We start from the raw sequence: 26791 nt of genomic DNA, 5'->3' as shown, positions 1-26791 counted from the left end.
TGATTTAAAAATGGTGTGTCCTGAGCCAGTCGTGCATCAGTTGGTTGAATTCATCAGGGTGCTCCATCATCGCAGCGTGACCGCATTTGTCAATCCAATATAAGGAAGAATTCGGCAATAATTTATCAAACTCTACAGCCACATCAGGTGGCGTTACTTTATCATCCTTTCCCCAGATAATACAGGTCGGGACATGCATTTTAGGCAAATCCTTCGCCATGTTATGGCGTATGGCGCTTTTGGCAATCGTCAGGGTCTTGATCAGCTTAATCCTGTCGTTGGCCATGGTATACACTTCCTCAATGATTTCAGGAGTAGCTATTTTTGGGTCATAAAAAACCTCCTCTGCCTTTTTCTTGATATAATCACGGTCGCCACGCCTAGGATAACTGTCGCCCATCGCACTTTCATAAAGCCCGGAACTGCCTGTAATAATCAACCCCAACATCTTTTCAGGATACATTTTCGTATGGTACAAAGCAATGTGGCCGCCCAGGGAATTCCCTAAAAGGATCACGCGATCAAAACCTTTGTAAGTAATGAAATCCTTTACATATTTTGCGAAAGCCTTCACGTTGGTTTTCAGGATGCTTTGGGTGTAAATCGGTAATTCCGGAATGACAACTTTATAGCCGTGTGCCGGGAAATATTCCGCAACGCCGTCAAAATTGCTCAGTCCGCCCATCAACCCGTGCAGGATAATAATCGGCGTGCCTTCGCCGGCTTCAAAGTATTTATATTTTCCTTCTTTTTTCAGGTCAGTACTCATTATGGTCAGGCTTTTGGCGTTCACGCAAATATATGATTTTATGGGTATATATCAGGCGTATAACGGAATTATTGGCATTTCTCAAGTGATAATTTAAAATGCTAGCCTTCAGCCATTTCTGATGGACGAAATCATCATGCTTACAAAAACTGTTGCTTTTTAATCAATAAAACAGCAGGAAAAATCCTTTAGGGGCTCAATTTTTTCATTAAAATCGAAAACAACTGTTATTAATTCAAAATTACATTTTTATACATTTTTCCCGATTTGGTTGATAAAGGGTAAACTTATCAACAAAGTGGGGGATTTAGGTAAAAAGTGGGAAATAATTATTTATTTTTGCTTTCAATCACTTAAAAGTGTAACTCATTGAATACCATTATCGGAACATACGAATGTAAAGCGGACGGAAAAGGAAGGCTATTGTTGCCGGCTCCTTTGAAGAAACAGCTTTCAGCTTCACTACAGGACGGTTTTGTCCTGAAGCGTTCCGTGTTTGACAAATGCCTCGAATTGTGGCCGATGTCCGAGTGGAACCTGATGATGGCTAAAATCAACAAACTCAACCGCTTCAATAAAAAGAACAATGATTTCATCCGCAAGTTTATGGCCGGAGTGAAAATGGTGGAGATTGATGAGGTTGGAAGGCTTTTGGTAGCCAAAGACCTGGCAACGTACAGCAGTATTGTAAAAGACGTGGTGTTTTCTTCCAAAGTGAATATCGTGGAAATCTGGGACAAGAATTTATACGAGCAATCCATTGCCGGCGGTGATGAGGATTTTGCTGATTTGGCCGAAGAAGTAATGGGGGATGTAAACGACGATGACAATGGACTATCATAATCCGGTATTGCTGAAAGAAACCGTGGACGGCCTCAACATCAATCCTGATGGGGTTTATGTTGATGTGACTTTCGGCGGCGGCGGACATTCAGCTGAAATATTGCGCCGCCTGGGTCCAAATGGAAAGTTATTTGCTTTCGACCAGGATGAAGATGCGCTTGCAAATGCTCTGGCTGATGACCGTTTTACGCTGATCAATGAAAATTTCAAATTCCTGAAAAGATACCTGAGGTTTTATAACGTGACTAAAGTTGATGGCATTTTAGCGGATTTAGGTGTTTCCTCACATCAGTTTGATGTCGCCGAGCGTGGCTTCTCAACGCGTTTTGATGCGGGTCTGGACATGAGAATGAGCCAGAAAAACGACCTCAATGCCTATCGCGTTGTTAATGAATATGATGAAGCAAACCTGAGAAGGGTTTTTCTCGATTATGGCGAACTGAAAAACGCGCCGGCCATTGCAAGGGTTATTCTTGAAGCGCGCGAAAAGGAGCCGATTAAAAATACGGAGCAGCTGAAATTGGTTTTAAGCCGGTTCCTGCCACAGCATAAAAGCCACAAGATCCTGGCGCAAATGTACCAGGCCATCCGCATCGAGGTGAACCGTGAGATGGAAGTGCTGAAGGAGTTTTTAGAGCAATCGCTTGAAATCCTGAAGCCTCAATGCAGGCTTAGTGTGATTTCGTACCATTCGCTTGAAGACCGCCTGGTGAAAAGGTTCATGAAGAATGGCATGTTCGAAGGCGAACCGGAACGCGATATGTTTGGGAATTTTTCGGTTCCGTTCAAATTGATAGGCAAGCTGATCGTGCCGACTGATGCTGAAATTAAGATTAACAACCGCGCACGCAGCGCAAAATTAAGGATAGCCGAGAAGCTTTAGCCATGAAGAAAGGGGTTTACAGCATATTGAAAGCAAGGTTCCTGGTCAATGAAGATGCCAATAAAAACTGGCGCTTTATTGTATTCATCATCCTGATCGTGCTCGCAATGATTGCCAATACAAACCGCTACGAGCAAAAGGTTTTCAAGATTACCGAACTCACCAATGAAGTAAAAGAACTGCGCTCGGAATTCGTGGACCGCCGTTCAGAATTGATGAAACTCCGCATGGAATCAACAGTTTCAGAAAAAATGGCAGGAAAGCAGATTTTCCCGTCATCGGTTCCGCCGGTAAAAATTAAAGTAAAGCAGGAAAAAGTCAAAGGTTTTTGGGATAACGTATGGCAATAGAAGAAAAAAATATTTCTTACCGCATTTACCTCGTCGGGTTTGCCCTGTTCGTGATGGCATGCGCTATTGTCGTGAAACTGACCAATATCCAATGGGTTGAAGGGGACCATTATAAAAAATTGGCGAAAGAAAGGACTGTGAAAAATTTCGTGATCCCTGCCAATAAAGGAAATCTGTATTCTTCTGACGGAAGTTTGCTGGCCACTTCCATCCCGAATTACAAAGTCCGTTTTGATGCCGTTGCCCCGAAAACTGAAGATTTTAAAAAAAATGTAACCGCACTTGCCGATTCGCTTCATGTGTTATTGGGAAAGCCATCCAGCTATTACCTTTCAGGATTGAAGCGCGCCAGGGCTAATAAAGATCGCTATTTCCTTGTGGCAAGAAATTTAAGCTATACGCAGTATGTTGCCATAAAAGGATTTCCACTGTTCAATCTCGGCGCTTATAAAGGCGGGATCATCATCGAACAGGAAACGGTCCGCGAACATCCAATCGGGCTTATCGCAGAGCGTACCATCGGTTATGAAAGGGTAAAACCGGACGGCACGCCTGACGGGAAAGGAATCGAATGGGCTTACCGTCAATATCTGAATGGAAAAGACGGCAAAATCCTGAAACAGAAAATTGCTAAAGGGCAATGGAAGCCTTTGCGCGATAACAATGAAGTAGAGCCCCGCGATGGCTATGATGTCATTTCCACGATTGATGTATACATCCAGGATATTGCGCATCATGCGTTGCTGAAACAGCTCCAGGATTATGATGCAGATCACGGCTGTGTGGTCGTGATGGAAACCAAAACCGGCGAAATCCGTGCTATCGCCAACCTTGGCAAAGGCAATGACGGGACGTATTATGAAACACAGAATTACGCTGTCGCAGAATCACACGAACCGGGTTCGACCTTTAAATTACTCGACCTGATCGCGTTGATTGATGACAAAAAAATCGATACCAGCGCAGTGTTTGACAAGCATGATGGATTGATCCAGTATTGGGGGCACGATGTCGAGGATTCGCATCGCACCTCCGGCAGGGTTTCCCTGGCCAAAGGATTCGAAGTGTCGTCAAATACGGTAATGGTTCAGGCGGTGTACAATAATTATAAAAATAATCCGCAGGAATTCGTAGACCGCATCAACAGTTACGGATTAAACAAGCCTCTGGGACTGCCGTTTCAGGGTGAAGGGCGTCCATATATTCCGCAGCCTCAGGAAAAGCGCTGGTCGAAATTGTCACTGCCATGGATGGCTTTCGGATATGGGGTTTCAGTAACGCCATTACAGACATTATCACTTTATAACGCTATCGCTAACAATGGCGAAATGATCAAGCCGATTTTCGTAAAAGAAATTAAGGAGTGGAATAAAACCATTAAGAAATACGATAAGGTGGTCATCAATCCCAAAATATGTTCTGATGAAACTTTGTCGAAAGTCCGCGAAGTCCTCAAAAATGTCGTGAAAAGAGGCACCGGTAAAAACCTGTATTCCAAAGATTTCTCCATGGCGGGAAAAACAGGTACTGCTCAGGTAGATTACGCTAAAAACGGAGGTGCCAATAAATATTATGCCTCGTCTTTCGTGGGTTATTTTCCTGCCGATGCCCCGAAATATTCCTGCATCGTCGTGGTCCATAAGCCAAGCACGGTCAACAATAACTATTATGGGGCTGATGTTGCCGGACCGGTTTTCAAGCGTATCGCACAGAAGATTTTTACAGATTCACCGTCAATGAATGAAATCAAAACCCTGAAAAAGAAAATCGCAGTACAAGAAAAAAGCTATAACAATTATGACGCAAAAGCGCAGAATAACCCGGATAAAATGCCAAACGTTAAAGGCATGGCCGGCATGGATGCCGTTGCATTATTGGAAAATATGGGCTTTAAAGTAAAAGCAGTCGGTGTTGGAAAAGTAAAAAAACAATCATTGCCTGCCGGAGAAAGCAAAGACAAGTCGAAAACCATAATACTCGAATTATCGTGAGCACGTTAAAAGACATTTTATACCGCGTTTCGATCGATGCCGTCAAAGGCAGCACCGATGTGGACATCAATGCCATCGATTTTGACTCCCGGAAAATCACTGAAAATGATGTGTTTGTGGCTATCCGTGGCACACTTTCAAATGGGCATGATTTTATTGAAAAAGCGATAAATCAAGGTGCGATCGCAGTTGTATGCGATACTTTTCCCGAAATAATTGTTACGGGAATTACTTACGTAAGGGTAAAAGACACCAATGCCGCACTGGCTTTCATGGCTGATAATTACTATGATAATCCATCCCGCAACCTGAAATTGGTTGGCATTACCGGTACAAATGGAAAAACGACCGTTGCTTCATTATTGTACCAATTGTTTAAGAAAGCAGGTTACAAAGTCGGATTGATTTCTACCGTACGGATTTTAGTGGATGAAGTGGAGTATAAAGCGACGCATACCACGCCGGATACGCTGACGATAAACCGGTACCTCAAGGCAATGAACGAAGTAGGCGTCGAATTCTGTTTTATGGAAGTCAGTTCTCACGGCATCCACCAAAAACGTACCGAAGGCCTGCATTTTGCCGGAGGCGTTTTCACCAATTTATCGCATGATCACCTGGATTACCATGATACGTTTGCGGAATACCGCGATGTCAAAAAGGCGTTTTTCGATCATTTGGACAAATCGGCTTTTGCTTTATCCAATGTGGATGATAAGAATGGTTTGGTGATGCTGCAGAATTCAGCTGCCAAAAAAGTGACTTATGCGTTAAAATCTTACGCCGACTATAAGGCTCAGATTTTAGAAAACCAATTGTCAGGATTGTTGCTGAAAATTAATGACAATGAGGTCTGGGTGCGGTTAATCGGCACTTTCAACGCTTACAATTTGCTGGCCATTTATGGAACGGCAGTGGAGCTGGGACTGGAAAGTTTCGAGGTTTTGAGATTGCTCTCAGAATTGGAAAGTGTTTCCGGCAGGTTTCAGTTCATCGTTTCAAACCAAAAAATCACGGCAGTAGTGGATTACGCACATACGCCTGATGCTTTGGAAAATGTACTGAAAACCATCGCCGACATCCGTACCAAAAACGAACAGCTCATCACAGTGGTAGGCTGTGGTGGCGATCGCGATAAAACAAAACGGCCTTTGATGGCAGGAATTGCGGCGGCTTTGAGCGATAAAGTCATCATCACTTCCGACAATCCGAGAAGCGAAGATCCGGAAGCCATTATAGCCGATATGGAGAAAGGCATCGAGCCACAATTTTACAAAAAAACGGTTTCCATCACAGATAGGAAGCAGGCAATCAAAACGGCCTGCCAGCTTGCTGAAGCCAACGATATCATCCTGATTGCCGGAAAGGGCCACGAAACTTATCAGGAAATTCAGGGTGTAAGATATGATTTTGACGATATGCAAATCGTAAAGGAATTTTTGGAACAACTCAACAAGTAGCCATATGCTGTACTATTTATTCGATTATCTGCACAAAGACCTGAACATTCCCGGAACCGGAGTGTTTCAATACATCACTTTCAGGTCGGCATTGGCGATTATCCTGTCGTTATCGCTTTCCACTATTTTCGGAAAGAAAATCATCAACTTCCTCAGGAAGCAGCAGGTTGGCGAAACGGTAAGGGAACTTGGCCTGGCAGGCCAGAATGAAAAAGCCGGTACGCCAACCATGGGTGGATTGATCATCATCATGGCTACGTTGATCCCTGTTTTCCTTTTTACGAAACTGGACAATATATACATCATATTGCTGGTAGTCACGACATTATGGATGGGCGTCATCGGTTTTGTGGATGATTATATCAAGATTTTCAAGAAAGACAAACAAGGATTAAAAGGCATTTTTAAGGTAATTGGCCAGGTAGGGTTGGGTGTCATTGTAGGTTCGGTATTGTATTTCAGTCCGGCGGTTACAATAAGGAATGATAAAAACATCCAGACATTCACTTACAACCAGTCACAAAATGTTGTGTCTTCGCTGCCTTTGGAAGAAAAATCTACTGCTACGACAATTCCTTTTTTCAAAAATAACGAATTTGATTATGCCGAAATACTGGCCTGGATGGGTGATGGTTATAAAGACTGGGCATGGCTGATTTTCATTCCGATTGTCATTTTCATCATCACGGCAGTTTCTAATGGTGCCAATCTAACCGATGGTATCGATGGCCTCGCGGCGGGAACTTCCGCTATATCTGTCATCGCACTAGGGATTTTCACGTTTGTATCAGGGAACATCATTTTTTCGGGTTACCTGAACATCATGTACATCCCGAATTCCGGTGAAATGACCGTATTCATCGCCTCATTCGTCGGGGCACTCGTCGGGTTTCTTTGGTATAATTCCTACCCGGCAACAGTTTTTATGGGTGATACGGGAAGCCTTACGATTGGCGGGATCATAGCGGTTTTGGCCATTTCGGTAAGAAAAGAATTGTTGGTGCCGCTGTTGTGCGGAATTTTTCTCGTCGAAAATTTCTCGGTAGTCCTTCAGGTAAGTTATTTCAAATATACGCGAAAGCGCTTTGGCGAAGGCCGACGGATTTTCCTGATGTCGCCTTTACACCATCACTATCAGAAGAAAGGTTATCACGAAAGCAAAATCGTAACCCGTTTCTGGATTGTCGGGATTTTGCTTGCCATTTTATCCATCGTGACTTTAAAATTGAGGTAGATGAAAAGATTAGTGATTCTGGGTGGTGGCGAAAGCGGCGTAGGCACGGCCATTTTGGGTAAGAAAAAGGGGTACGATGTTTTCGTATCCGATTTCGGGAAGATAAAGGAAAATTACAAAGAAGTTCTTACGATTAATGAGATTAAATGGGAGGAGGAAAAGCATACGGATTCATTGATCCTGAATGCGGACCTGGTGATGAAAAGTCCCGGAATCCCTGAAAAGTCACCGATGGTCAAAAAGCTGATTGAAAAACGTATCCCGGTGATTTCGGAAATCGAATTCGCAGCACAATATACTGATGCCACGATGATCGGGATTACGGGAAGCAACGGCAAGACAACCACTACGATGCTGACATACCATTTGCTGAAATCCGGCGGACTGAACGTTGGTTTGGGGGGCAACATCGGAAAAAGCTTTGCCTGGCAGGTAGCCGAAAACCAGTTTGACGTGTATGTGCTCGAGTTAAGCAGTTTCCAACTCGACGGAATTATAAATTACAGGCCACATATCGCAGTGATTACGAACATCAGCCCGGACCATCTCGACAGATACAATTATAATTATGATGAGTACATCAGTTCAAAATTCAGGATTACGATGAACCAGAAGGAAGGTGATTTCCTGATTTACGATGAAGATGACGAAGCCATTTCAGGATGGTTTTCAAAAAATAAGACCAAAGCAAATAAAATACCATTTTCAATTTCAAAGCCAATAACTAACGGAGCATCCCTAAACGACAAGACAATGAAGATCAACATCAAAGAACAAGAATTTACAATGGACACCAATTTCCTTGCACTCGAAGGCAAACACAACCTTAAGAATGCGATGGCTGCAGCCTCAGTAGCGCAACTGATGAAAATCCGAAAGGAAACCATCAGGGAAAGTTTGTCCAATTTCCAGGGTGTGGAACACCGTCTTGAAAAAGTGCTGAAAATCCAGAATGTACAATACATCAACGATTCAAAAGCGACAAATGTAAATGCTTCTTTTTTTGCACTGGACAGCATGACCGTGCCTACAGTGTGGATTGTCGGTGGTGTTGATAAAGGAAATGATTACGCCGAATTGATGCCGTTGGTACGCGAAAAAGTAAAAGCCATCGTTTGCCTTGGTGTGGATAACAAAAAAATCATCGATGCGTTTGGAAACGTAGTGGATATCATGGTCGAGGTCGATTCGATGGTGGATGCCGTCCGCACTTCGCAGCGCATCGCAGAAAAAGGTGATGCAGTATTATTATCACCGGCCTGTGCGAGTTTCGACTTGTTTGAAAATTATGAAGACAGGGGAAGGCAATTCAAACAGGCAGTACAAAATTTATAAATAGCTACAGGGCATAAGTTTTTCCTGAACCCTGAACCCTGAACCAAAAGATATGCTCAAACTAATCAACAGCTTAAAAGGAGACAAAGGCATCTGGTCATTCGTGGCCCTGCTGGCGCTGTTTTCATTTATGCCCGTATTCAGTGCGAGCAGCAACCTGGCTTACATGAACCACGGTTCGGGAAATACGCTGGGTTATTTGCTGAAACATGCCATACACATCCTTTTCGGATTTTTTATTTTATACAATATCCAAAAAGTGCCGTATCATTATTTCCGGGGTATTTCCCGGATTTTACTCCCATTCGTGTGGGCATTGCTGGCTTATACCTTATTTTTCGGGGTAGAGCAGGGCAGTGCTACACGTTGGATACAAGTGCCTTTTGTGGGGATTTCGTTTCAGACATCCGCGTTGGCTTTTATTGTATTGATGATCTTTGTGGCAAGGTATCTGTCCAAAATCCAGAATGAGGAAATCACCTTCAAATCGTCGTTTATTGATTTATGGCTGCCGGTTGGATTCACTTTGGCACTGATTTTACCAAACAACTTTTCCACTGCGGCTTTAATATTTTCCATGGTCCTGATGTTGACATTCATCGGCAATTACCCGTTGAAATACATCATGTCGATTATCGGGATCGGTGTTGCCATGTTCGCTTTATTTATTATCGTAGCCAAAGTCGCCGAAAAAACAAACCCCGATAACACACCAAAAATCTTCGCCCGTGTCAAAACCTGGGAAAACCGCGTCGGCACTTTCTTCAAAGAAAAAGACAAATCCCAATACGAAGTCTCCGATGATGATTACCAGATCGAAAAGGCAAAAACGGCCATCGCCACCGGTGGTTTCTATGGTCTTGGCCCGGGCAAAAGCGTACAGAAGAATTTCCTTCCGCAATCCTCCTCCGATTTCATTTTCGCCATCATTGTCGAGGAATACGGAATGATTGGCGGCCTGGGGGTACTGGCATTATATCTTTTGCTCTTTTTCCGATTCATTGTCGCGGCGCATAAAGCCAATACGCCTTTCGGCAAATTTCTTGTCGTCGGCCTTGGTTTCCCGATTATCTTCCAGGCGTTGATCAATATGGGCGTGGCCGTACAATTGCTTCCCGTAACCGGACAGACCTTGCCGTTGGTCAGCAGCGGCGGAAGTTCGATCTGGATGACCTGTATCGCCATCGGAATCATCATTAGTGTGACTAAAAAAGAGGAAGAAATAGCGCAGGAAATGGAAGAAAAGGACAGGAGGAATGAAGCATTGCAAAAAATGATTGACAAGCATTTGCAGGAGGAAGATGAAGAACAAGTGGCTGAAAAAAATGCTGCTTTTGATGAAAATAATTATTCCATCACCGATTCGGCAAACCCGATGAAGGCAGTGATGAACAAATAAACATGAAAAGACTCAAATTCATATTAAGCGGTGGCGGCACAGGCGGGCATATTTACCCTGCTATTGCCATTGCCAATGAATTAAAGCAGCGGTTTCCCGATTGCGAGATCCTTTTCGTAGGTGCCAGGGACAAAATGGAAATGCAGAAAGTCCCACAGGCCGGTTACCCAATCAAAGGACTTTGGATTGCAGGCATACAGCGCAGGTTAACATTCGACAATTCGCTTTTCCCATTGAAATTAATTGACAGTTTATTAAAATCGAGAACGATCATCCGCGAATTTAAACCTGATGTTGTCATCGGTACGGGAGGTTTCGCCAGCGGACCGTTATTAAGGGTTGCAGGAATCGCAAATATCCCGACAGTAATCCAGGAACAGAATTCCTTTCCCGGGATCACCAACCGCTGGTTGAGCGCCAAAGCAAATAAAATCTGCGTGGCCTACGAAAACCTCGAAAGATTTTTTCCGAAGCATAAGATCGTGTTCACCGGAAATCCGGTCCGTCAGGATTTGCTTGGCATTGATGGCAAAAGGAATGAGGCTTTCGCACACTTCAATCTTTCGCACGATAAAAAAGTGGTTTTGATCCTCGGCGGAAGCCTTGGTTCGGCAAGGATTAATCAATTGATAGCAAAGGAACTCGTGAATTTCGCTGCCCAAAATGTGCAGGTCATCTGGCAATGCGGCAAATATTATTACGAACAATATCAGCATTTCAGCGAGAAGGAAGATGTGCAGGTTATGGCTTTTATTGATAGGATGGATTTGGTCTACGCTGCCGCAGATGTCGTAATTTCGCGTTCCGGAGCGTCATCGGTTTCAGAATTATGCATCGTGGGTAAACCGGTAATTTTCATTCCGTCACCCAATGTAGCCGAAGACCATCAGACGAAAAATGCCAAATCAATAGTGGATAAAGATGCCGCATTATTAATCCGCGAAGCAGAATTGGATACACAGTTCACAGACCTGTTCAACAATTTACTGTCAGATGAAAACCTGCAACAGAAATTATCACAAAACATCAAAACACTGGCTAAATTAAACGCCACCAGAGATATCGTAGACGAAATTATAAAGCTAATCCCAAACTCAGCCACTCAGTCGCTCAGCAATTCAGCCACTTCTTTATGAACCTTACCCAAATCCATAACGTGTATTTCATAGGCATCGGCGGTATCGGCATGAGTGCGTTGGCGCGTTATTTCCAGATGTTGGGTAAAAATGTCCAGGGTTATGACAAGACGCCGTCAACCTTGACCGGCGAGCTGATCGAAAGCGGGATTGAGATTCATTTTGAAGACAATATCAGCCTGATCCCCAAAGATTTTTACGTAGAGAATACCCTGGTTGTCATTACGCCGGCGGTCCCGATTTCACATTCAGAATGGAATTATTTCCTCGAAAGGAATTACCATGTGAAAAAACGCGCCGAAGTTTTAGGCATCATCACGAAAGATACTTTCTGTTTTGCAGTGGCCGGAACACATGGTAAAACCACGACTTCAAGTATCCTCGGGCATATCTTATATGAAAGTGGTGCCGATGTGACTTCGTTCCTCGGTGGCATTGTCGAAAATTACAATTCAAATCTGATCGGAAACGGGAAAACCGTCACTGTAGTCGAAGCCGATGAATTCGATCGCTCTTTCCTGCACCTGCATCCGGATTTGGCCTGCATCACTTCAATGGATGCTGATCATTTGGATATTTATGGCGACAGCAGTGCGATTGAAGCGTCGTTTACGAAATTCGCCGATAAGATTGATGAAAAGGAAAATTTATTCATTGCGAAGGATTTACCATTAAACGGTATGTCGGTAGCCATCAATCAAGATGCGGATTATAAAGCATACAACATCCGGATTGAGAACGGGAATTATGTTTTCGATGTCAAAACACCATCTGAAACGATTGAAAATATCAGGTTCGGATTGCCCGGCAGGCACAATCTTATGAATGCGGTAATGGCTTTGGCAATGGCCAGGAAATTCGGAACCCCAACCGTGTCCATTGTCAAGGCGTTATCCTCTTTCCGCGGCGTCAAAAGGCGTTTTTCTTATCAGATTAAAACCGATAAACTGGTTTACATAGACGATTATGCACACCATCCGACGGAAATCGATGCAGTGTTCCAGGCGGTTTCCGAATTGTATCCAAATAAGGAAGTATTGGCGATTTTCCAGCCGCATTTGTTCAGCAGGACGAAGGATTTCATTGACGGTTTTGCGGAAAGCCTTTCGAAATTCGGACAGGTTATCCTGCTTGATATTTATCCGGCAAGGGAACTTCCTGTGGAAGGCGTGAATTCTGACTGGCTTTTGTCAAAAATGACCAATCCGAATAAAAAACTCGTATCTAAAGACAGGCTGATTCCTGAAGTTTTAAACAGTGATGCTGAAGTTATTGTAACCATCGGCGCAGGCGATATTGGTGAAATGGTAGAATCCTTAAAATTAGCATTGCATGAAAAAGCTTAACTGGATAAATATATGGGTCAACGTAAGGCTGCTGCTGATTTGCATCGGTTTGATCTCGTTATATTCATTTACTTTAAAAAGGAATGAAGAGCGGAAACTTAAGGCATCCGTAATTGAATTTACTGCCAACGACAACCTTTTCATTACCCGCGAGATGGTTAATAAATTGTTAATAGAAAATAAACCGTCGGCGCAAACCATACGCAAAGAAAATCTAGATTTGGGTAAACTGGAAAATGCCATAAACGCCAATGAAATGATTGAAAAATCAGAGGTTTTTGTGAGTATTGATGGTGTCCTGAAAGCTGTTGTAAAACAAAAGACCCCCATAGCAAGAGTGGTGGATGATGCAGGATCTTTTTACCTTGACAGTGAAGGGGACAAGATGCCGCTGTCGATAATTCATACTGCGAGGGTTCCGCTTGTTTCGGGTGTGGTTGACGAAAACAACAGCAAAGAATTGTGCAAAGTTTTCCGGCTGATACATGACGATGATTTTTTGAAAAAGAACATCATCGGTATACAGGTTTTGCCTAACGGCGGCCTGATCATGTCGAACAGGAATTTTGATTACCAGATTGATTTCGGGAAGCCGATCAATGCGGAAAGGAAGTTTAACAATTATAAAGCTTTCTTTCAAAAGGCAATAAAGGACAGTTTATTAAATAATTACAGGTTCATCAACCTAAAGTTTACGCAACAGGTAGTGTGTACTAAATAACAGATTATGGAAAAAGAGAATATCGCCGTTGGTTTAGATATCGGGACAACCAAAATTGTCGCGATGATTGGCAGGAAAAACGAGTACGGAAAACTCGAGATCCTCGGTGTCGGAAAGTCCAAAAGCCTTGGTGTGGCGCGGGGTGTCGTGAATAACATCACCCAAACCATCCAGTCCATCCAGCTTGCTGTTGCTGAAGCCGAAAACAATTCGGGTTACAGCATCAAGGACGTCGTTGTAGGCATTGCCGGGCAACACATCCGCAGCATCCAGCACAGCGATTACATCAGCAGGAGCAATCCTGAAGAGGTGATCGGCGACAAGGATATCGATCTTTTGATTAATCAGGTACACAAACTGGCCATGCTTCCTGGTGAGGAAATCATCCACGTACTGCCGCAGGAATTCAAGATTGACGGGCAATCGGAAATCAAGGAGCCGATTGGTATGTACGGCGGAAGATTGGAATCCAGCTTCCACGTTGTGGTGGGCCAGGCCTCTTCGATCCGTAATGTGGGCCGTTGCATCCAAAGCTCGGGTATTGAGCTTTCAGGGCTGACATTAGAACCGCTCGCTTCCGCAGATGCCGTGCTGAGCCAGGAAGAAAAAGAAGCCGGAGTCGCGCTGATCGATATTGGTGGCGGAACTACTGATTTAGCAATTTTTAAAGATGGTATCATCCGTCATACTGCAGTGATTCCTTTCGGTGGAAATGTGATTACGGATGACATCAAAGAAGGTTGTTCAATCATAGAAAAACAGGCGGAATTGCTGAAAGTGAAATTCGGATCTGCATGGCCGGGTGAAAATAAAGACAATGAAATTGTTTCGATTCCAGGCCTTCGCGGGAGGGAGCCAAAAGAAATTTCATTGAAAAACTTATCCAAAATCATCCACGCCCGTGTAGTCGAAATCATCGAGCAGGTTTTTGCAGAAATCAAAGCATACGGACACGAAGACCCACGCAAAAAACTCATTGCAGGAATCGTATTGACCGGTGGCGGTGCGCAATTACAGCACATCAAGCAATTGGTAGAATATATTACCGGAATGGATACTCGCATCGGTTATCCAAATGAGCATCTGGCAGGCAACTCCGATGAAGAAATTTCAAGTCCGTTGTACGCTACGGCGGTTGGTTTGGTGATGAACAGCATCCAGAACAACACCAGGAGCGCCGTACTGATTGAGAAAGTGGTCGAAGAAGTGAAGCCTGTCCAAAGGTATATCGAGCCTGAAGCGGCAAAACCAACTCCTGAACCAGAGGAAGTTAAAGAAGTGGTTTTTGCAGATGTGGCTCCGAAGGCAGAGAAAATCCAGGAGTCTACAGAGAACAAAATCAGGAAATCTTTTTTTGATAAGTATGTTGATAAAATCAGGGATTTCTTAGATAACGCTGAATAAATTCAGTGTAATTTGAAATTCGCTAACAGGGGGGAGAGAAAAGAAAAGAAGACGGAAGAATAATAAAACCAAAGAATATGACAAGCAACTCAGATTTTGGAAGTATTTCATTTGATTTGCCGAAGAACCAATCAAATGTGATTAAGGTAATCGGTGTAGGTGGCGGCGGTAGTAACGCCATCAACCACATGTTTAAGCAAGGGATAAAAGGGGTTGATTTTATCGTTTGCAACACCGATTCGCAGGCTTTGCAGAACAGCCCTGTGCCAAATAAAATCCAACTCGGGGTAAACCTTACCGAAGGCCTCGGAGCCGGAGCAAACCCTGAAGTGGGGCAGCAATCGGCAATCGAAAGTATTTCCGATATTGAGAAAATGCTTGACATCAATACTAAAATGGTGTTCATCACGGCTGGTATGGGCGGCGGAACCGGAACCGGAGCGGCACCTGTCATTGCACAGCTTGCCCGTGAGCGCGACATCCTGACTGTAGGAATCGTGACCATCCCATTCCAGTTTGAAGGCAAAGTGCGTCAGGAACAGGCTTTGAATGGCGTGGAAAGATTACGCAAGCAAGTCGATTCGCTCATCGTTATCAACAACAATAAACTGCGTGAAGTATACGGAAACCTTGGCTTCAAAGCCGGATTCTCCAAAGCGGACGAAGTTTTGGCAACCGCTTCGCGCGGCATTGCTGAAGTCATCACGCACCATTACACACAAAACATCGATTTAAAAGATGCCAAAACGGTCCTCTCGAACAGCGGAACAGCGATCATGGGATCGTCATTGGCCAATGGTGAAAATCGTGCGAAGGATGCCATCGTATCAGCATTGGACTCCCCACTTTTAAATGACAATAAAATTACAGGTGCCAAAAACGTATTGTTGCTTATCGTTTCGGGTACTAATGAAATCACGATTGATGAAATTGGTGAAATCAACGATCACATCCAGCATGAAGCCGGTTTCAACGCTAACATCATCATGGGTGTCGGTGAAGACGAAAGCCTGGAGGATTCGATTGCGGTTACGATTATCGCTACGGGATTTAATGTAGAGCAACAAAACGAAATCGTCAATACAGAGCCTAAGAAAATCATACATGCACTTGAAGAAGAGCAAAGGATTACCCATAACCTGACTCCGAAAGTGGTGTCTTCTTTTGAATTTACCGAAGTGTCCGCTCCGGCAAATGAAGAAAGGATTGTACACGACCTGATGGAAGAAATCGTAGAAGAACCAGTTGTTGAAGAGCCGGTTTTTGAAGTGACACTTGTTCCGACAACTGAATTTATCAAGAATCTTGATGTGACTTTTGAAATTGTTTCTGCTCCTGCAGTGGCAGCCGAGCCGGATTTCTTTTTCACAACGCCTGAAGTTCGTGAAATCATCGTTCAGGAACCAAAACATGTAGCACAGGAAGAAGAGCAGATCACATTTTCATTCGACCTGCCAATTGCAAAAACAGCACCGGTAATTTCTGAAAATACAGACAGCAGGATTTTTTTCGAACTGACTGAAGAGGCCAAAGACATTAAGGTAAACCAACCTGTCCAGGTGGTTCCGATGACGGAATTGAATGAGACCGGCGTAGTACGTTATTCTTTGGAAGAATATATGGAAATCGAGAATTCCCTGCTGGAATCAAAACCTGTAGCGAAAGTGGCTGAGGAGCCGTCAGAATTGCAGTTCACTAAAAAAACCATTGAGCCTGCAAATGAATTCAGCAATTTCGAGAACATTTCCCCAACCGAAATGTCTTTGGAAGATGCCAACAAACTAAGGGCTGACGAAAGAAGAAGGAAACTGAAAGAATTCAATTATAAGTTCCATACCAATTCTTCCCGCATGGAGGAAATGGAAAAGGAACCTGCTTACAAGAGATTGGGTATCGACATCTCAGGAACGCCTGAGAGCAACAATAAATCCCGGACTTCACTGGGAATCGACAGCAACGACGACATACAGTTGCGGTCAAACAACTCGTTCCTTCACGACAACGTGGATTAACTAACTCAAACCAATTTTAAACCCGGAAGTCTTCGATTTTCGGGTTTTTTTATGCAAAACGAATGCGGCCTGACTTTGCCGTTCCGGTAATTTTAGCTAAGTTTGCACTGCATTATCTGGAGCCTTTAAAGGTTTTCGTAAATAACAAAATATGAGCTTATCAACTAAAATCATGGACGAAATTAAAAACGCCATGAAAGCAAAAGATACCGTTGCGCTGGAGTCGCTGCGTTCCATCAAGTCGGAATTGCTGCTGGCGCAAACCGCATCCGGTTCGAAAGAAGAGATCTCTGAAGAAGAGGAAATAAAGCTGATCCAACGCCTCATAAAGACACGTAAGGAAAGCGCGCGCATCTTCACGGAGCAAAACCGCCTGGATCTTGCTGAACCCGAATTGGCGCAGGTAGCAGTAATCGAGAAGTTCCTTCCTGCACAATTAAGCGAAGCGGAAGTGGAAGCGGTCATTGCTAAAATCATCGCTGAAACCGGCGCATCCGGCATTGCTTCAATGGGTAAAGTGATGGGACTGGCCACAGCACAATTGGGTGGTACCGCTGAAGGCAAAACCATTTCGACGATTGTTAAGAAACTGCTTACTTAATTTGGATTTTCAGATTGTCAGACTCTGAAAATCTGATGATCTCGAAATCTCAATAAGGCTGCGTAGTTCAATGGATAGAATGTCAGATTCCGGTTCTGATGATGGAGGTTCGAGTCCTCTCGCGGTCACTTTAAAGCCTGAAATATTATGTTTCAGGCTTTTTTTATGGTATGAGTTATCTTATATTGCGGTAAAATAATACCATGCAATTCGGAAAAGTCGACCATCCTGAAAATATAGATTTCACACTTCCAGCGGATGCAAAGCAAACCGCTGGGATTCTTAACAAACATAAAGATGATTCCCCGCTTGAAGTGTATATCGGTTGTGCGAAATGGAACCGTACAGACTTAAAAGGTTTTTACCCCCGCGGAACGAAAGATGAATTGGCTTATTATTCGACTCAATTCAATTCAATTGAACTCAACGCCACTTTCTACCGCATGCCCGAATGGCAACAGGTGGAAACCTGGAAGCATAAAACGCCCGAAGATTTCAAGTTTTTTCCAAAAGTCACCGACATTATTACGCATTACAAAAGGTTGATTGACGTAAAGGAACTCGTAGATGCATTTGCCAATTCTGTGAGCAATTTTGATCACAAATTGGGGATGGCTTTCCTGCAATTGCCTGATAATTTTAAGCCAAAAGATTTCGCCCGACTTGAAAATGTCCTGAACGATTTCCCAAAAGGGGTGCCACTTGGTGTTGAAGTCCGCAATGCAGAATGGTTTCAAAATCCTGTAATTGATGCTTATGCAGATCTGCTTGAAAAAAATAATATGGCAAATATCATCGTCGATACTGCCGGACGCCGGGACATGCTGCACATGCGTTTGACAAGCCCTGTGGCTTTTGTGCGCTATGTCGGGGCAAACCACCCTTCTGACATTTCAAGGCTCGATGAATGGGTGCAGCGGATCATTTTATGGAAAGGATTCGGGCTAAAAAAACTATATTTCTTCGTACACCAGAATATCGAAGTGGAATCCCCTTTATTGGCGGAACATTTCATCAGGGAAATCAATAAGGCACTCCACCTTTCCATTCCTCTTCCGTTGCGGCAATCTGCACAGAAATCCATGTTTGACACCGAATAATATGGAAGTTTTCTTTGTAATCTTCACGTTGCTTTTCCTGCTTATTGGCTATGGCTTTTTTCATGCCATATTGGAACCGGCATTTATGTATTTCCTCAACAGGCCAGTCTATGTGCATTTGTATTATAAGCCTCTTAAGCTGACTGCGAACGAGCGCTCATTGGCATTACAATACAGCCCGTTTTTCAAACGGCTTTCGCCAAAAAGGCAGGCTTATTTTGAGCATCGGCTGAAAACCTTTTTAGTAACGATTGCATTTGAAGGGCGCGAGATTCAATTGACCGATGAAATGAAAGTCAGGATTGCATCAGTGTATGTGATGATGACATTCGGGATGCGGAATTACATGATGGGTTCTTTCGAAAGGATTATCATTTATCCCGATTCCTATGAGTCTACGATTACAGGAAACCTTCATGATGGCGAATTCAACCCGTCACATAAGTTGATTGTATTTTCCTGGGCTGCTTTTGAACGGGGCTGCCATACTGAAAATGACAACCTCAATCTCGCCATACACGAATTTGCACATGCGATCTATCTGTATTCTCTACGCAAACCAAACGAAGCAGAAGCCATGTTTGCAACCCGATATCAAAGCATCAGGAGTATGATCCGGGATGAAAAACAACGGCAGGTTTTGTTCGATAAAGGCTATTTCAGGGATTATGGATTTACGAATGAATACGAATTCATCGCAGTGATGCTCGAGCATTTTTTTGAAACGCCAATGGTATTCAGGACGAATTACCCTAAATTATACAAGCAGGTTTCTGAAATGATCAATTACAGGGAAAATTAAGCCAGTAATTGCCTTAGGTCTTCAATAGTCTTCGTGGGGTTGTCAGAGCGGAACACGAAATTCCCGGCAACCAACACATCAGCACCAGCTTCAGCGAGTTGTTTGGCATTCTTGTCGGTGACACCGCCATCAATTTCGATGAGTGTGTTGGCGCCTTTTCGGTTTATTAAATCTTTTAACCTTTTAATCTTTGCATAAGTGTTCTCAATAAAAGATTGTCCGCCAAACCCCGGGTTGACACTCATAAGGCACACCAAATCGATATTATTGATAGTGTCTTCCAGCAAATCGATATTGGTATGCGGATTGATGGCGACGCCCGCTTTCATTCCCTCCGCCTTAATCGCCTGAAGCGTTCGGTGAAGGTGTGTGCAGGCTTCATAGTGCACGGTAAGGTTATTGGCACCCAAATCAGCGAAAGTCTTGATATAACGGTCCGGATCGACAATCATCAAATGCACGTCGATGGTTTTTTTGGCATGCTTCGTAATGGCATCCAAAACAGGCATCCCGAAAGAAATGTTGGGAACGAAAACGCCATCCATAATATCGATATGGAACCAATCTGCGGCGCTGTTGTTTACCATTTCGATGTCGCGTTGCAGGTTAGCGAAATCTGCTGCCAGTACGGATGGGGCAATGAGTGTTTTAGTCATGTTGTAGTTGGTGTTGTTTCGTGCAAAAGTAAAATTTTATGTTGTAAAGTTCGAGGAATAAAGTTTAAAGTTGATGTTTGAATTGCGTTAGGGATGAAAGCGGCATCCTTTTCCTGACGCAGGAAGGAAAAGATATAGCGGACAGCCCGGGCCGCAGGCAACGCCATATGAAAGTAGACAGTTGGCAGTCACAGTAAGCAGTTATGGAAAGAATGGGAAATTAAGATAAATAAAAAACTCCGGACCCGAGCCTGAAAGGCGAACAGAGCGAAGCTAAACCCGAGCAAAGCGAACAGACTGGAGTTTTTTTACAAAATAAAAAACTCCGGGAACCCGAGCAAAGCGAACAGACTGGAGTTTTTTTACAAAATAAAAAACTCCGGGAACCCGAGCAAAGCGAACAGACTGGAGTTTTTTTACAAAATAAAAAACTCCGGTAATCAGCCGGAGTTTCAATCATCAATCAAAAAACGAACAGTTAATCAGACTGTTGTTACGGTAAATATTGTTGTTGTGTTTTGAGACTCGCAAAATACGAATTAAATCTTAAACACAAAGAATAACGTTAAAAAAAACTAAAAATTAGCCCAGATACGTCTTCAGGATTTTGCTCCTTGAAGTGTGCTTCAGCCTTCTGATGGCCTTCTCCTTGATCTGGCGAACACGCTCACGGGTCAGGTCAAAAGTTTCACCGATTTCTTCCAAAGTCATCGGATGCTGGTCTCCCAATCCGAAATACAAACGCACCACATCAGCTTCACGAGGTGTCAATGTTTCCAAAGAGCGCTCAATTTCAGTACGCAATGACTCATGGATCAACTCACGGTCCGGGTTTGGAGACTCTCCTGAACGCAAAACATCGTAAAGGTTCGAATCCTCACCTTCCACAAGCGGGGCATCCATTGACAGGTGACGACCGGAATTTTTCATGCTTTCCTTCACATCATTTACTGTCATGTCCAGCTCTTTCGCAATTTCTTCTGCTGAAGGCGGACGTTCGTTGGACTGCTCCAATAGCGCGTACATCTTGTTAATCTTATTGATCGAACCGATCTTATTCAGCGGCAAACGAACGATACGTGACTGTTCTGCCAAAGCCTGAAGGATTGATTGGCGGATCCACCAAACGGCGTAAGAAATGAACTTAAAACCACGTGTTTCGTCAAATCTTTGTGCAGCTTTAATCAAACCAAGGTTTCCTTCATTGATCAGATCGGGAAGGGTTAATCCCTGGTTTTGGTATTGTTTGGCCACAGAAACAACGAAACGAAGGTTGGCTTTGGTAAGCTTTTCCAACGCTCTCTGGTCTCCGGCCTTGATTTTCTGTGCTAATTCTACCTCTTCGTCAGCGGTAATGAGGTCCACTTTTCCAATTTCCTGTAAGTACTTGTCGAGTGAAGCAGTTTCCCTGTTGGTTACCTGCTTTGTAATTTTGAGTTGTCTCATTTAAATTTCCTCCTTTTTATTAAGTGTACAATAACTTGTACGTATTATAATCATCAAAAGTTACATAAACGCAGAAAAATATTTTTATGTGTACACAAACCGTTATTTAACAACGATTTAGGATGGCGTTTTTTGCAATGCAATTCATTATAATAAAAAAATAAAAAAAAGCAATCAAAATTGTCCAATTCCGCAAAACCGATTGTTATATGGGAAATCAACGTTTAATAACAATTTAATTTCAGGAAAATGGAACAAAGAATTAAAGTTTTTGAAAAAGGCCAACAGGCGATGGGTGTCATGTATGGATTTGGAAAATACCTTTCAAAATCACCCTTAGAAAAATCTTTACTACATTTGGTTTATTACAGGGTGTCACAGCTCAACCAATGCGCGTTTTGCCTTGACATGCACTCTAAAGATTTGCTTGCAGAGGGAGAAGACGTACAACGCCTTTTAGTAATCGATGCCTGGCGTGAAGCTCCATTCTATTCACAGAGGGAGCGTGCGGCATTGGCCTGGGCGGAATCGCTGACCACCATTAACGGCGGTTTGGTAGCCGATACCATTTATAACGAAGCCAAGGCCCAATTCAGCGAACAGGAACTGATCGATCTTACCCTGGCTGTCATCGCCATCAACGGGTACAACCGCGTCAACATTGCTTTCGGGGCCGAAGTAGGGACTTATCAGGTAGGACAATTCAATTAATTTAAAGAGCACATTATTATGAAAAACTTCTTATTTATTTTCAGGGCAGACCACAACAAAGCACCACAACTTTCTCCGGAAGAAATGCAGGCCAATACCAAACGCTGGATGGACTGGATTGGCAGTATTGCTGCACAAAACAAACTTGTAGACCGTGGCAACCGACTTGAAGACAGCGGTAAAATCGTCAAATCTTCTACCCTCGTCACCGATGGCCCTTATTCTGAAATCAAGGAAACCATTGGTGGCTATACGATGATCCAGGCCGATGATTATGATGAAGCAACGGAACTCGCAAAAGGATGCCCGATCTTCGATGTGGGCGGACATGTTGAAGTCCGCGAAGTACGCACGCTGTAACACAATCTTATGGAGGAAACCAACCTCATACCCCATTTATTCAGGACAGAGTACCGGAAAATCGTTTCGGTGCTCTGTACTTCTTTTGGGATACAGCACATCGAGATTGCCGAGGACATAGTGAGCGATACGTTTCTCGCTGCCTCGGAATTGTGGGGACTCAAAGGCTTGCCGCCCAATCCGGCTGCATGGCTCTATACCGTTGCCAAGAACAAGACCAAAAATTACCTGAAGCGCGATGCCTTCTTTGCCCAAAAGCTTGCAGTAGAAATCAGGCATAACGCAGGAAGCTCCGAGGAAATCGACATAGACCTTTCTGAAAAAAGCATTGCCGACAGCCAGCTGGCCATGATTTTCACCGTTTGCAATCCTTGCATTCCCGCTGAAGCGCAGGTCGCATTGGCATTGAACCTGCTTTGTGGTTTCGGGACACAGGAGATCGCCGATGCATTCCTGACCAATAACGACACCATTTACAAAAGGCTGGCAAGAGCCAAAGAAAAGCTCAAATCGGAACAGGTGAAAATCGAGCACCCTTCACAGGAAGCGGTAAGCGAAAGGCTCGAAATGGTGTTGCGCACGCTGTACCTGCTCTTTAACGAAGGCTATTATTCAGGTTCGCAGAAAACCATCATCAGGGAAGATCTTTGTGCCGAAGCCATGCGGCTGAACTATCTGCTGGTTGAAAATGAAAGGACAGATAGCCCTTCAGCCAACGCCTTACTGTCATTGATGTGTTTCCATGCGTCGCGTTTTAAAGCGCGTACGAATGAAAACGGGGAAACCATCCTATATGACGACCAGGATACAAACCTTTGGGATTATGGCCTGATCGATAAAGGCGTTTATTTTATGGACCGTGCCTTCCGGGGCGAAAAATTATCGAAGTACCACCTTGAGGCCGGGATCGCCTATTGGCACACACAGAAGGAAGACAACGCCGGGAAATGGGAAAATATCCTTCAATTGTACAATCAACTGCTGATTATTGAGTATTCACCGATTGCCGCACTCAATCGTACTTTTGCCTTAGCGAAAGCGAATGGCAGCCGGCAGGCCATTATGGAGGCTGAGAAACTACAACTCACCAGCAATCCTTTTTGGTATTCTTTGCTGGGCCATTTGTATTCGGAAGTCAATCTGCCGAAAGCCATCGATCATTATCAGAAAGCATTGGCACTGGCACATTCGGAAGCGGAAAGGATTACGATAAGGAAAAAATTATCCGCTTTAGGGTAAAAAAACATCTAAATTGCTTTTAGTACAAAGGATCTGACTCAGGGCCAAGCCTTTCAGCATAATGATCAATCTTACGCAGTGCCCTGTTGAAGAAAATCTTGCGGTCGCGTGTGCCGGAAAGGTTCAGCGACTTCGAATTTTTGGTCTGGTGCAGGAAATATTCCCCGGCATTTTTGCAGGTAACCTGGTCTTCGGTGATGAAATAGCCCAACATCGTATACGGAATGAAAAGCGAACTCTTCTCTCTGTCGGAAATCAGGACATTGTTGTTCAGGATCAGCAATTCGTTGTAGTACAGGTGGAATTTCGGGCGGTTTTCGGCCGACTTCTTTTCAATTTCCTGCAGCATCACCCGCAATTCGGTATACAGTTCGCGCGCGTTCCGTATCGACAGCAAGCCCGATTCCGAGAAGTACAGGATCTGCTGCAGCGTGCTGTTTATCGTCGTGTCATTCCAAACTTCGCTTACCTGTACCTGGTCATAAACGCTTTTCAATCGGGAACTGTATTCCAGCAACGAGACCGGAAGGACAAATTTTTCAAATGGCTCCGGGTTTTCCTTCGCGCCCAGCAGGTTCATCCATACATAGAGCTTGAATTTGGAAAGCAAAGTACCGCCAATGGTGTAAAAAAGCGGGATGTCCTTGGCCGAATAATACAAGGTCGCTTCGGGTTTACCGATGTATTGCCTCAGGTATTCCGAAGACTGTTCAAAGTACAGCAGCAAATCATCAAACGAACTGATTTCTTTGGTTTTTTCCACCAATACCTTATTGTCGCCGCCAAAAATGGCATCCATCGAGAGGCTGAAAGCCCTGCAGAGCACTACAGCTTCGTCAATCGAAAATTTACTTTTACCCGAAACCCGCCTGTGTGCCGCATCATAACTGATATTCAATACCGTTGCGATGGCATCGTTCAGCGACTCCGACCTGCCAAGGGTCTTCCTGATGGCTTTTAAAAGCTGTTCCTGATGATTCATATTTTGCGATAATCACAAATATATAAAATATAATACTGTTTTCGCGCAGTTTTGTTTGTGTTAATCGCATTAGGTTTGTCTTGTAATCTTAATCAGACCGCATTATGAAAAAAGCAACTCGAGAAAGTTTTAAGCCACGCCGGAAACCCCTTCGATGGTATTTCAAGTCGGTGTGCAAAATGGTTTTGTTGTACACTGTGACTTCCTGTAGTGTCCAGAACCATCTCAACAAGGATGATTTCAAACGGATGCCGGAAGGTTTTTCGGCGAAATTCTATGACAAATTGGACACACTGCATTACAATTATGACAATCGTGTCTATACCAGGAGCCTGCTGAAGGATTTCTCGGGGCTGGACAACATCAATTATGCCCAACCGGTTGTAATAACAGTTAAAGGGGATGCATTATTCCTCGATTTTGTGGACACCTTTCAAAAGAAGCATGTGCTGAAATTCTACGGCAAACGGTATAAAAGCAAATTTGTTTTTTACACCAGTTATGAAACGGTATCGTTCCCGGTGCTTTTCATACAGAAGGACATGACGAGGTTCACTGTCTACCTGCCTGATGCACACGAAATATTATTTGAAAAACACGATGTAAGTGAAGGTATGTTCCTGCTGTTCGGGGCGGGAAATTCTTCAAAATCGGATTATAAATTTAAACTCCTGACCCATGAATAAGCTGCTTTTCCTGGTCCTGATCGCGTGTAAGATGCAGGCGCAGGACACTATAGTGGTCCCTAAGGTGGACGTGTACAAGAGAAATATCGTTGAAGTCAGTTACGGCACTCCCCTGGGTGCGCTGGCAGACAAATATCAAAGTTCCATAAACACCGGCTTCTATATGCGGACCAAAGTGGCAAGGCGGCAGTTTATCGATTTCGGGGCCGAGTTGGGAGCGGTCATCAAAGGCCGGGCCGTTGAGTACAATGTAAACAACCAGAAAATCCTGCTCGAAGGCAGTAAGACCACGTTCCTCCTGGGTTTGCGGTACACGAGATTCTGGTACCAGTCGCCGAATGGGAATTTCCATATCGAAACCAATTCCGGGATCGGCTGGAAATACCTGCACTACAGCAAGCCCGAAGGGGAGCCGTATGACAGTATGGATTTCAGTCCTGCGCTCCACACCATCGCGTTGTCGCAGGGCATTAAGCTAATGTTTCACGGATTTGGCGTGCATTGCAGCTACCATTATTCGCCTTACGGCCTTTTCAATGGCAGTGCGGAACGGGATTTCGGGGCATCATCTGTTAATGTTGGCGTGTCGGGGAGCTGGAATTTTTAGGCACATTATCGTTTTAGGTTTTAAACTCTGAAACGGGTAAAGCAGATCGTTTTCACGACAAAACGAAACCCCGAAATGTACTTCGGGGTTTCTTTCAAATCTAAAATGCTATTCCCCGATTCCCAGCGCTTTCTTCTGGTTATCAGTAAGATTCCAGGATTGCTGCAGGTCAAGATTCAGCAGGTAGCATTTTATTTTCCGGCCGTTTGCCTTTTGTTTATTGATTTCACGATACCATTCGAACGCCTGCGCATTCATTTCCTTTCCGGCAAATACCGCCCAATCGATAATTATCGTGCAATCCGGGCTGGTTTGGGTATCGTTCCCTTCCGATACCGCAATCTGCGAAAGCCAGGCAGACAGCTTTTCTGTGCGTATGGCTTTCATTGCGTTGATCTTATCGATGTCACCAATCACCTCGGTGCATTCATTCTTATTGAAACGGTTGCGGACCATGAAGCCCTCGCGGTTGAAGAAATATATCTCGGGCACGGAAAGCTTATCCTGCTTATTGTAATTGGCGAAGGCATTAAAATTCTTCAGCGTAACGAGATCAGTCGCCCGGAACGCAACGCCTTGCTCTGACAGGTACCGTTCCAACGATGCCACATCCTGCAAAGTGAAGGTGACGGCAACAGATTGCTGTGCATTGCCCGAATTTGAAATCGCCAGCAAACAGAGGAGGATGAGTTTATTAAACGTGTTCATTCTGCAAAAG

Annotated in this window: 26 protein-coding genes and 1 tRNA gene; 22 read left to right on the top strand and 5 right to left on the bottom strand. The window is 44.0% G+C overall.

The features are described 5' to 3' along the window. Window positions 1–4 precede the first annotated feature (4 nt). Window positions 5–769 carry an alpha/beta fold hydrolase gene (locus tag HYN49_RS01410; protein ID WP_108902452.1) on the bottom strand — a complete coding sequence of 255 codons (765 nt, stop codon included), beginning with the start codon at window positions 767–769 and terminating at the stop codon, window positions 5–7. 369 nt (window positions 770–1138) lie between these two features. Here HYN49_RS01410 and HYN49_RS01405 point away from each other — a divergent pair, with 369 nt between their 5' ends. From HYN49_RS01405 to HYN49_RS01325, 17 genes are all read left to right on the top strand, one after another. Beyond that, complete coding sequence (locus tag HYN49_RS01405) at window positions 1139–1612, top strand: division/cell wall cluster transcriptional repressor MraZ (RefSeq protein WP_108902451.1); 474 nt, start codon at window positions 1139–1141, stop codon at window positions 1610–1612. After that, window positions 1599–2495 carry a 16S rRNA (cytosine(1402)-N(4))-methyltransferase RsmH gene (rsmH, locus tag HYN49_RS01400; protein ID WP_108904906.1) on the top strand — a complete coding sequence of 299 codons (897 nt, stop codon included), beginning with the start codon at window positions 1599–1601 and terminating at the stop codon, window positions 2493–2495. The genes HYN49_RS01405 and rsmH overlap by 14 nt, the downstream gene beginning before the upstream one ends. 2 nt (window positions 2496–2497) lie before the next feature. Continuing rightward, window positions 2498–2845 (top strand): FtsL-like putative cell division protein, encoded by a 348-nt coding sequence (locus HYN49_RS01395; protein WP_108902450.1) that lies wholly within the window; start codon window positions 2498–2500, stop codon window positions 2843–2845. Next, window positions 2836–4836: a penicillin-binding protein gene (locus tag HYN49_RS01390; protein ID WP_108902449.1), complete on the top strand. Its 2001-nt coding sequence runs from the start codon at window positions 2836–2838 to the stop codon at window positions 4834–4836. Before HYN49_RS01395 ends, HYN49_RS01390 begins: the two co-directional genes overlap by 10 nt. Next, window positions 4833–6296 (top strand): UDP-N-acetylmuramoyl-L-alanyl-D-glutamate--2,6-diaminopimelate ligase, encoded by a 1464-nt coding sequence (locus tag HYN49_RS01385; RefSeq protein ID WP_108902448.1) that lies wholly within the window; start codon window positions 4833–4835, stop codon window positions 6294–6296. Before HYN49_RS01390 ends, HYN49_RS01385 begins: the two co-directional genes overlap by 4 nt. Window positions 6297–6300: 4 nt before the next feature. Next, window positions 6301–7530 (top strand): phospho-N-acetylmuramoyl-pentapeptide-transferase, encoded by a 1230-nt coding sequence (mraY, locus tag HYN49_RS01380; protein ID WP_108902447.1) that lies wholly within the window; start codon window positions 6301–6303, stop codon window positions 7528–7530. Then, window positions 7531–8865: a UDP-N-acetylmuramoyl-L-alanine--D-glutamate ligase gene (gene murD / locus HYN49_RS01375; RefSeq protein WP_108902446.1), complete on the top strand. Its 1335-nt coding sequence runs from the start codon at window positions 7531–7533 to the stop codon at window positions 8863–8865. A gap of 52 nt (window positions 8866–8917) precedes the next feature. Continuing rightward, on the top strand, window positions 8918–10264 hold the full coding sequence (locus HYN49_RS01370; RefSeq protein WP_108902445.1) for an FtsW/RodA/SpoVE family cell cycle protein: 1347 nt from the start codon (window positions 8918–8920) through the stop codon (window positions 10262–10264). Window positions 10265–10266: 2 nt separating this feature from the next. Continuing rightward, window positions 10267–11400, top strand: coding sequence for an undecaprenyldiphospho-muramoylpentapeptide beta-N-acetylglucosaminyltransferase (gene murG / locus HYN49_RS01365; RefSeq protein ID WP_108902444.1), 1134 nt, complete (start codon window positions 10267–10269; stop codon window positions 11398–11400). After that, entirely contained in the window at window positions 11397–12746 is a 1350-nt protein-coding gene (gene murC, locus HYN49_RS01360; protein WP_108902443.1) for a UDP-N-acetylmuramate--L-alanine ligase, read from the top strand. Before murG ends, murC begins: the two co-directional genes overlap by 4 nt. Next, the gene (locus tag HYN49_RS01355; RefSeq protein ID WP_108902442.1) at window positions 12733–13467 is read left to right on the top strand and encodes a cell division protein FtsQ/DivIB; all 735 of its coding nucleotides are present in this window, start codon (window positions 12733–12735) and stop codon (window positions 13465–13467) included. Before murC ends, HYN49_RS01355 begins: the two co-directional genes overlap by 14 nt. 6 nt (window positions 13468–13473) lie before the next feature. Continuing rightward, window positions 13474–14871: a cell division protein FtsA gene (ftsA, locus tag HYN49_RS01350; RefSeq protein WP_108902441.1), complete on the top strand. Its 1398-nt coding sequence runs from the start codon at window positions 13474–13476 to the stop codon at window positions 14869–14871. Between the two features lie 77 nt (window positions 14872–14948). Then, the gene (ftsZ, locus tag HYN49_RS01345) at window positions 14949–16883 is read left to right on the top strand and encodes a cell division protein FtsZ (protein WP_108902440.1); all 1935 of its coding nucleotides are present in this window, start codon (window positions 14949–14951) and stop codon (window positions 16881–16883) included. Window positions 16884–17034: 151 nt separating this feature from the next. Further along, window positions 17035–17484, top strand: coding sequence for a GatB/YqeY domain-containing protein (locus HYN49_RS01340; protein ID WP_108902439.1), 450 nt, complete (start codon window positions 17035–17037; stop codon window positions 17482–17484). A 56-nt stretch (window positions 17485–17540) separates the two neighbouring features. Beyond that, window positions 17541–17612, top strand: a tRNA-Arg gene (locus HYN49_RS01335). 75 nt (window positions 17613–17687) lie between these two features. Further along, window positions 17688–18584: a DUF72 domain-containing protein gene (locus tag HYN49_RS01330; RefSeq protein ID WP_108902438.1), complete on the top strand. Its 897-nt coding sequence runs from the start codon at window positions 17688–17690 to the stop codon at window positions 18582–18584. 1 nt (window position 18585) lies between these two features. Further along, a complete protein-coding gene (locus HYN49_RS01325; RefSeq protein WP_108902437.1) occupies window positions 18586–19386 on the top strand; it encodes a zinc-dependent peptidase in 801 nt (266 codons plus the stop codon). On the opposite strand, the gene rpe is transcribed toward HYN49_RS01325, so the two are convergent. Together rpe and HYN49_RS01315 are read right to left on the bottom strand one after the other, a co-directional pair. Continuing rightward, on the bottom strand, window positions 19383–20042 hold the full coding sequence (gene rpe, locus HYN49_RS01320; RefSeq protein ID WP_108902436.1) for a ribulose-phosphate 3-epimerase: 660 nt from the start codon (window positions 20040–20042) through the stop codon (window positions 19383–19385). The genes HYN49_RS01325 and rpe overlap by 4 nt on opposite strands. A 582-nt stretch (window positions 20043–20624) precedes the next feature. Further along, entirely contained in the window at window positions 20625–21488 is an 864-nt protein-coding gene (locus tag HYN49_RS01315) for a sigma-70 family RNA polymerase sigma factor (protein WP_026707723.1), read from the bottom strand. 249 nt (window positions 21489–21737) lie between these two features. Here HYN49_RS01315 and HYN49_RS01310 point away from each other — a divergent pair, with 249 nt between their 5' ends. From HYN49_RS01310 to HYN49_RS01300, 3 genes are read left to right on the top strand one after another with little or no spacing between them, the layout of a single operon-like run. Then, on the top strand, window positions 21738–22199 hold the full coding sequence (locus HYN49_RS01310; RefSeq protein WP_108902435.1) for a carboxymuconolactone decarboxylase family protein: 462 nt from the start codon (window positions 21738–21740) through the stop codon (window positions 22197–22199). An 18-nt stretch (window positions 22200–22217) separates the two neighbouring features. Continuing rightward, on the top strand, window positions 22218–22559 hold the full coding sequence (locus tag HYN49_RS01305; RefSeq protein WP_108902434.1) for a YciI family protein: 342 nt from the start codon (window positions 22218–22220) through the stop codon (window positions 22557–22559). Window positions 22560–22568: 9 nt separating this feature from the next. Beyond that, on the top strand, window positions 22569–23798 hold the full coding sequence (locus HYN49_RS01300) for an RNA polymerase sigma factor (protein WP_108902433.1): 1230 nt from the start codon (window positions 22569–22571) through the stop codon (window positions 23796–23798). 19 nt (window positions 23799–23817) lie between these two features. Here the strand turns inward: HYN49_RS01300 and HYN49_RS01295 are convergent, their stop codons facing one another. Beyond that, window positions 23818–24780, bottom strand: a complete 963-nt coding sequence (locus HYN49_RS01295; protein ID WP_108902432.1) for a hypothetical protein — start codon at window positions 24778–24780, stop codon at window positions 23818–23820. A gap of 104 nt (window positions 24781–24884) precedes the next feature. On the opposite strand from HYN49_RS01295, the gene HYN49_RS01290 reads away from it, so the two are divergent. Beyond that, window positions 24885–25466 carry a hypothetical protein gene (locus HYN49_RS01290; RefSeq protein ID WP_146185027.1) on the top strand — a complete coding sequence of 194 codons (582 nt, stop codon included), beginning with the start codon at window positions 24885–24887 and terminating at the stop codon, window positions 25464–25466. Next, window positions 25459–26073, top strand: a complete 615-nt coding sequence (locus tag HYN49_RS01285) for a hypothetical protein (protein WP_108902430.1) — start codon at window positions 25459–25461, stop codon at window positions 26071–26073. The genes HYN49_RS01290 and HYN49_RS01285 overlap by 8 nt, the downstream gene beginning before the upstream one ends. Window positions 26074–26181: 108 nt before the next feature. On the opposite strand, the gene HYN49_RS01280 is transcribed toward HYN49_RS01285, so the two are convergent. Further along, window positions 26182–26781, bottom strand: coding sequence for a hypothetical protein (locus tag HYN49_RS01280; protein ID WP_108902429.1), 600 nt, complete (start codon window positions 26779–26781; stop codon window positions 26182–26184). Window positions 26782–26791 lie beyond the last annotated feature (10 nt).

This window comes from Flavobacterium pallidum (assembly GCF_003097535.1).
Lineage (GTDB): Bacteria > Bacteroidota > Bacteroidia > Flavobacteriales > Flavobacteriaceae > Flavobacterium > Flavobacterium pallidum.
Note: the sequence above shows the minus strand (reverse complement) of the source record. Positions and strands in the feature narration are given on the sequence as shown.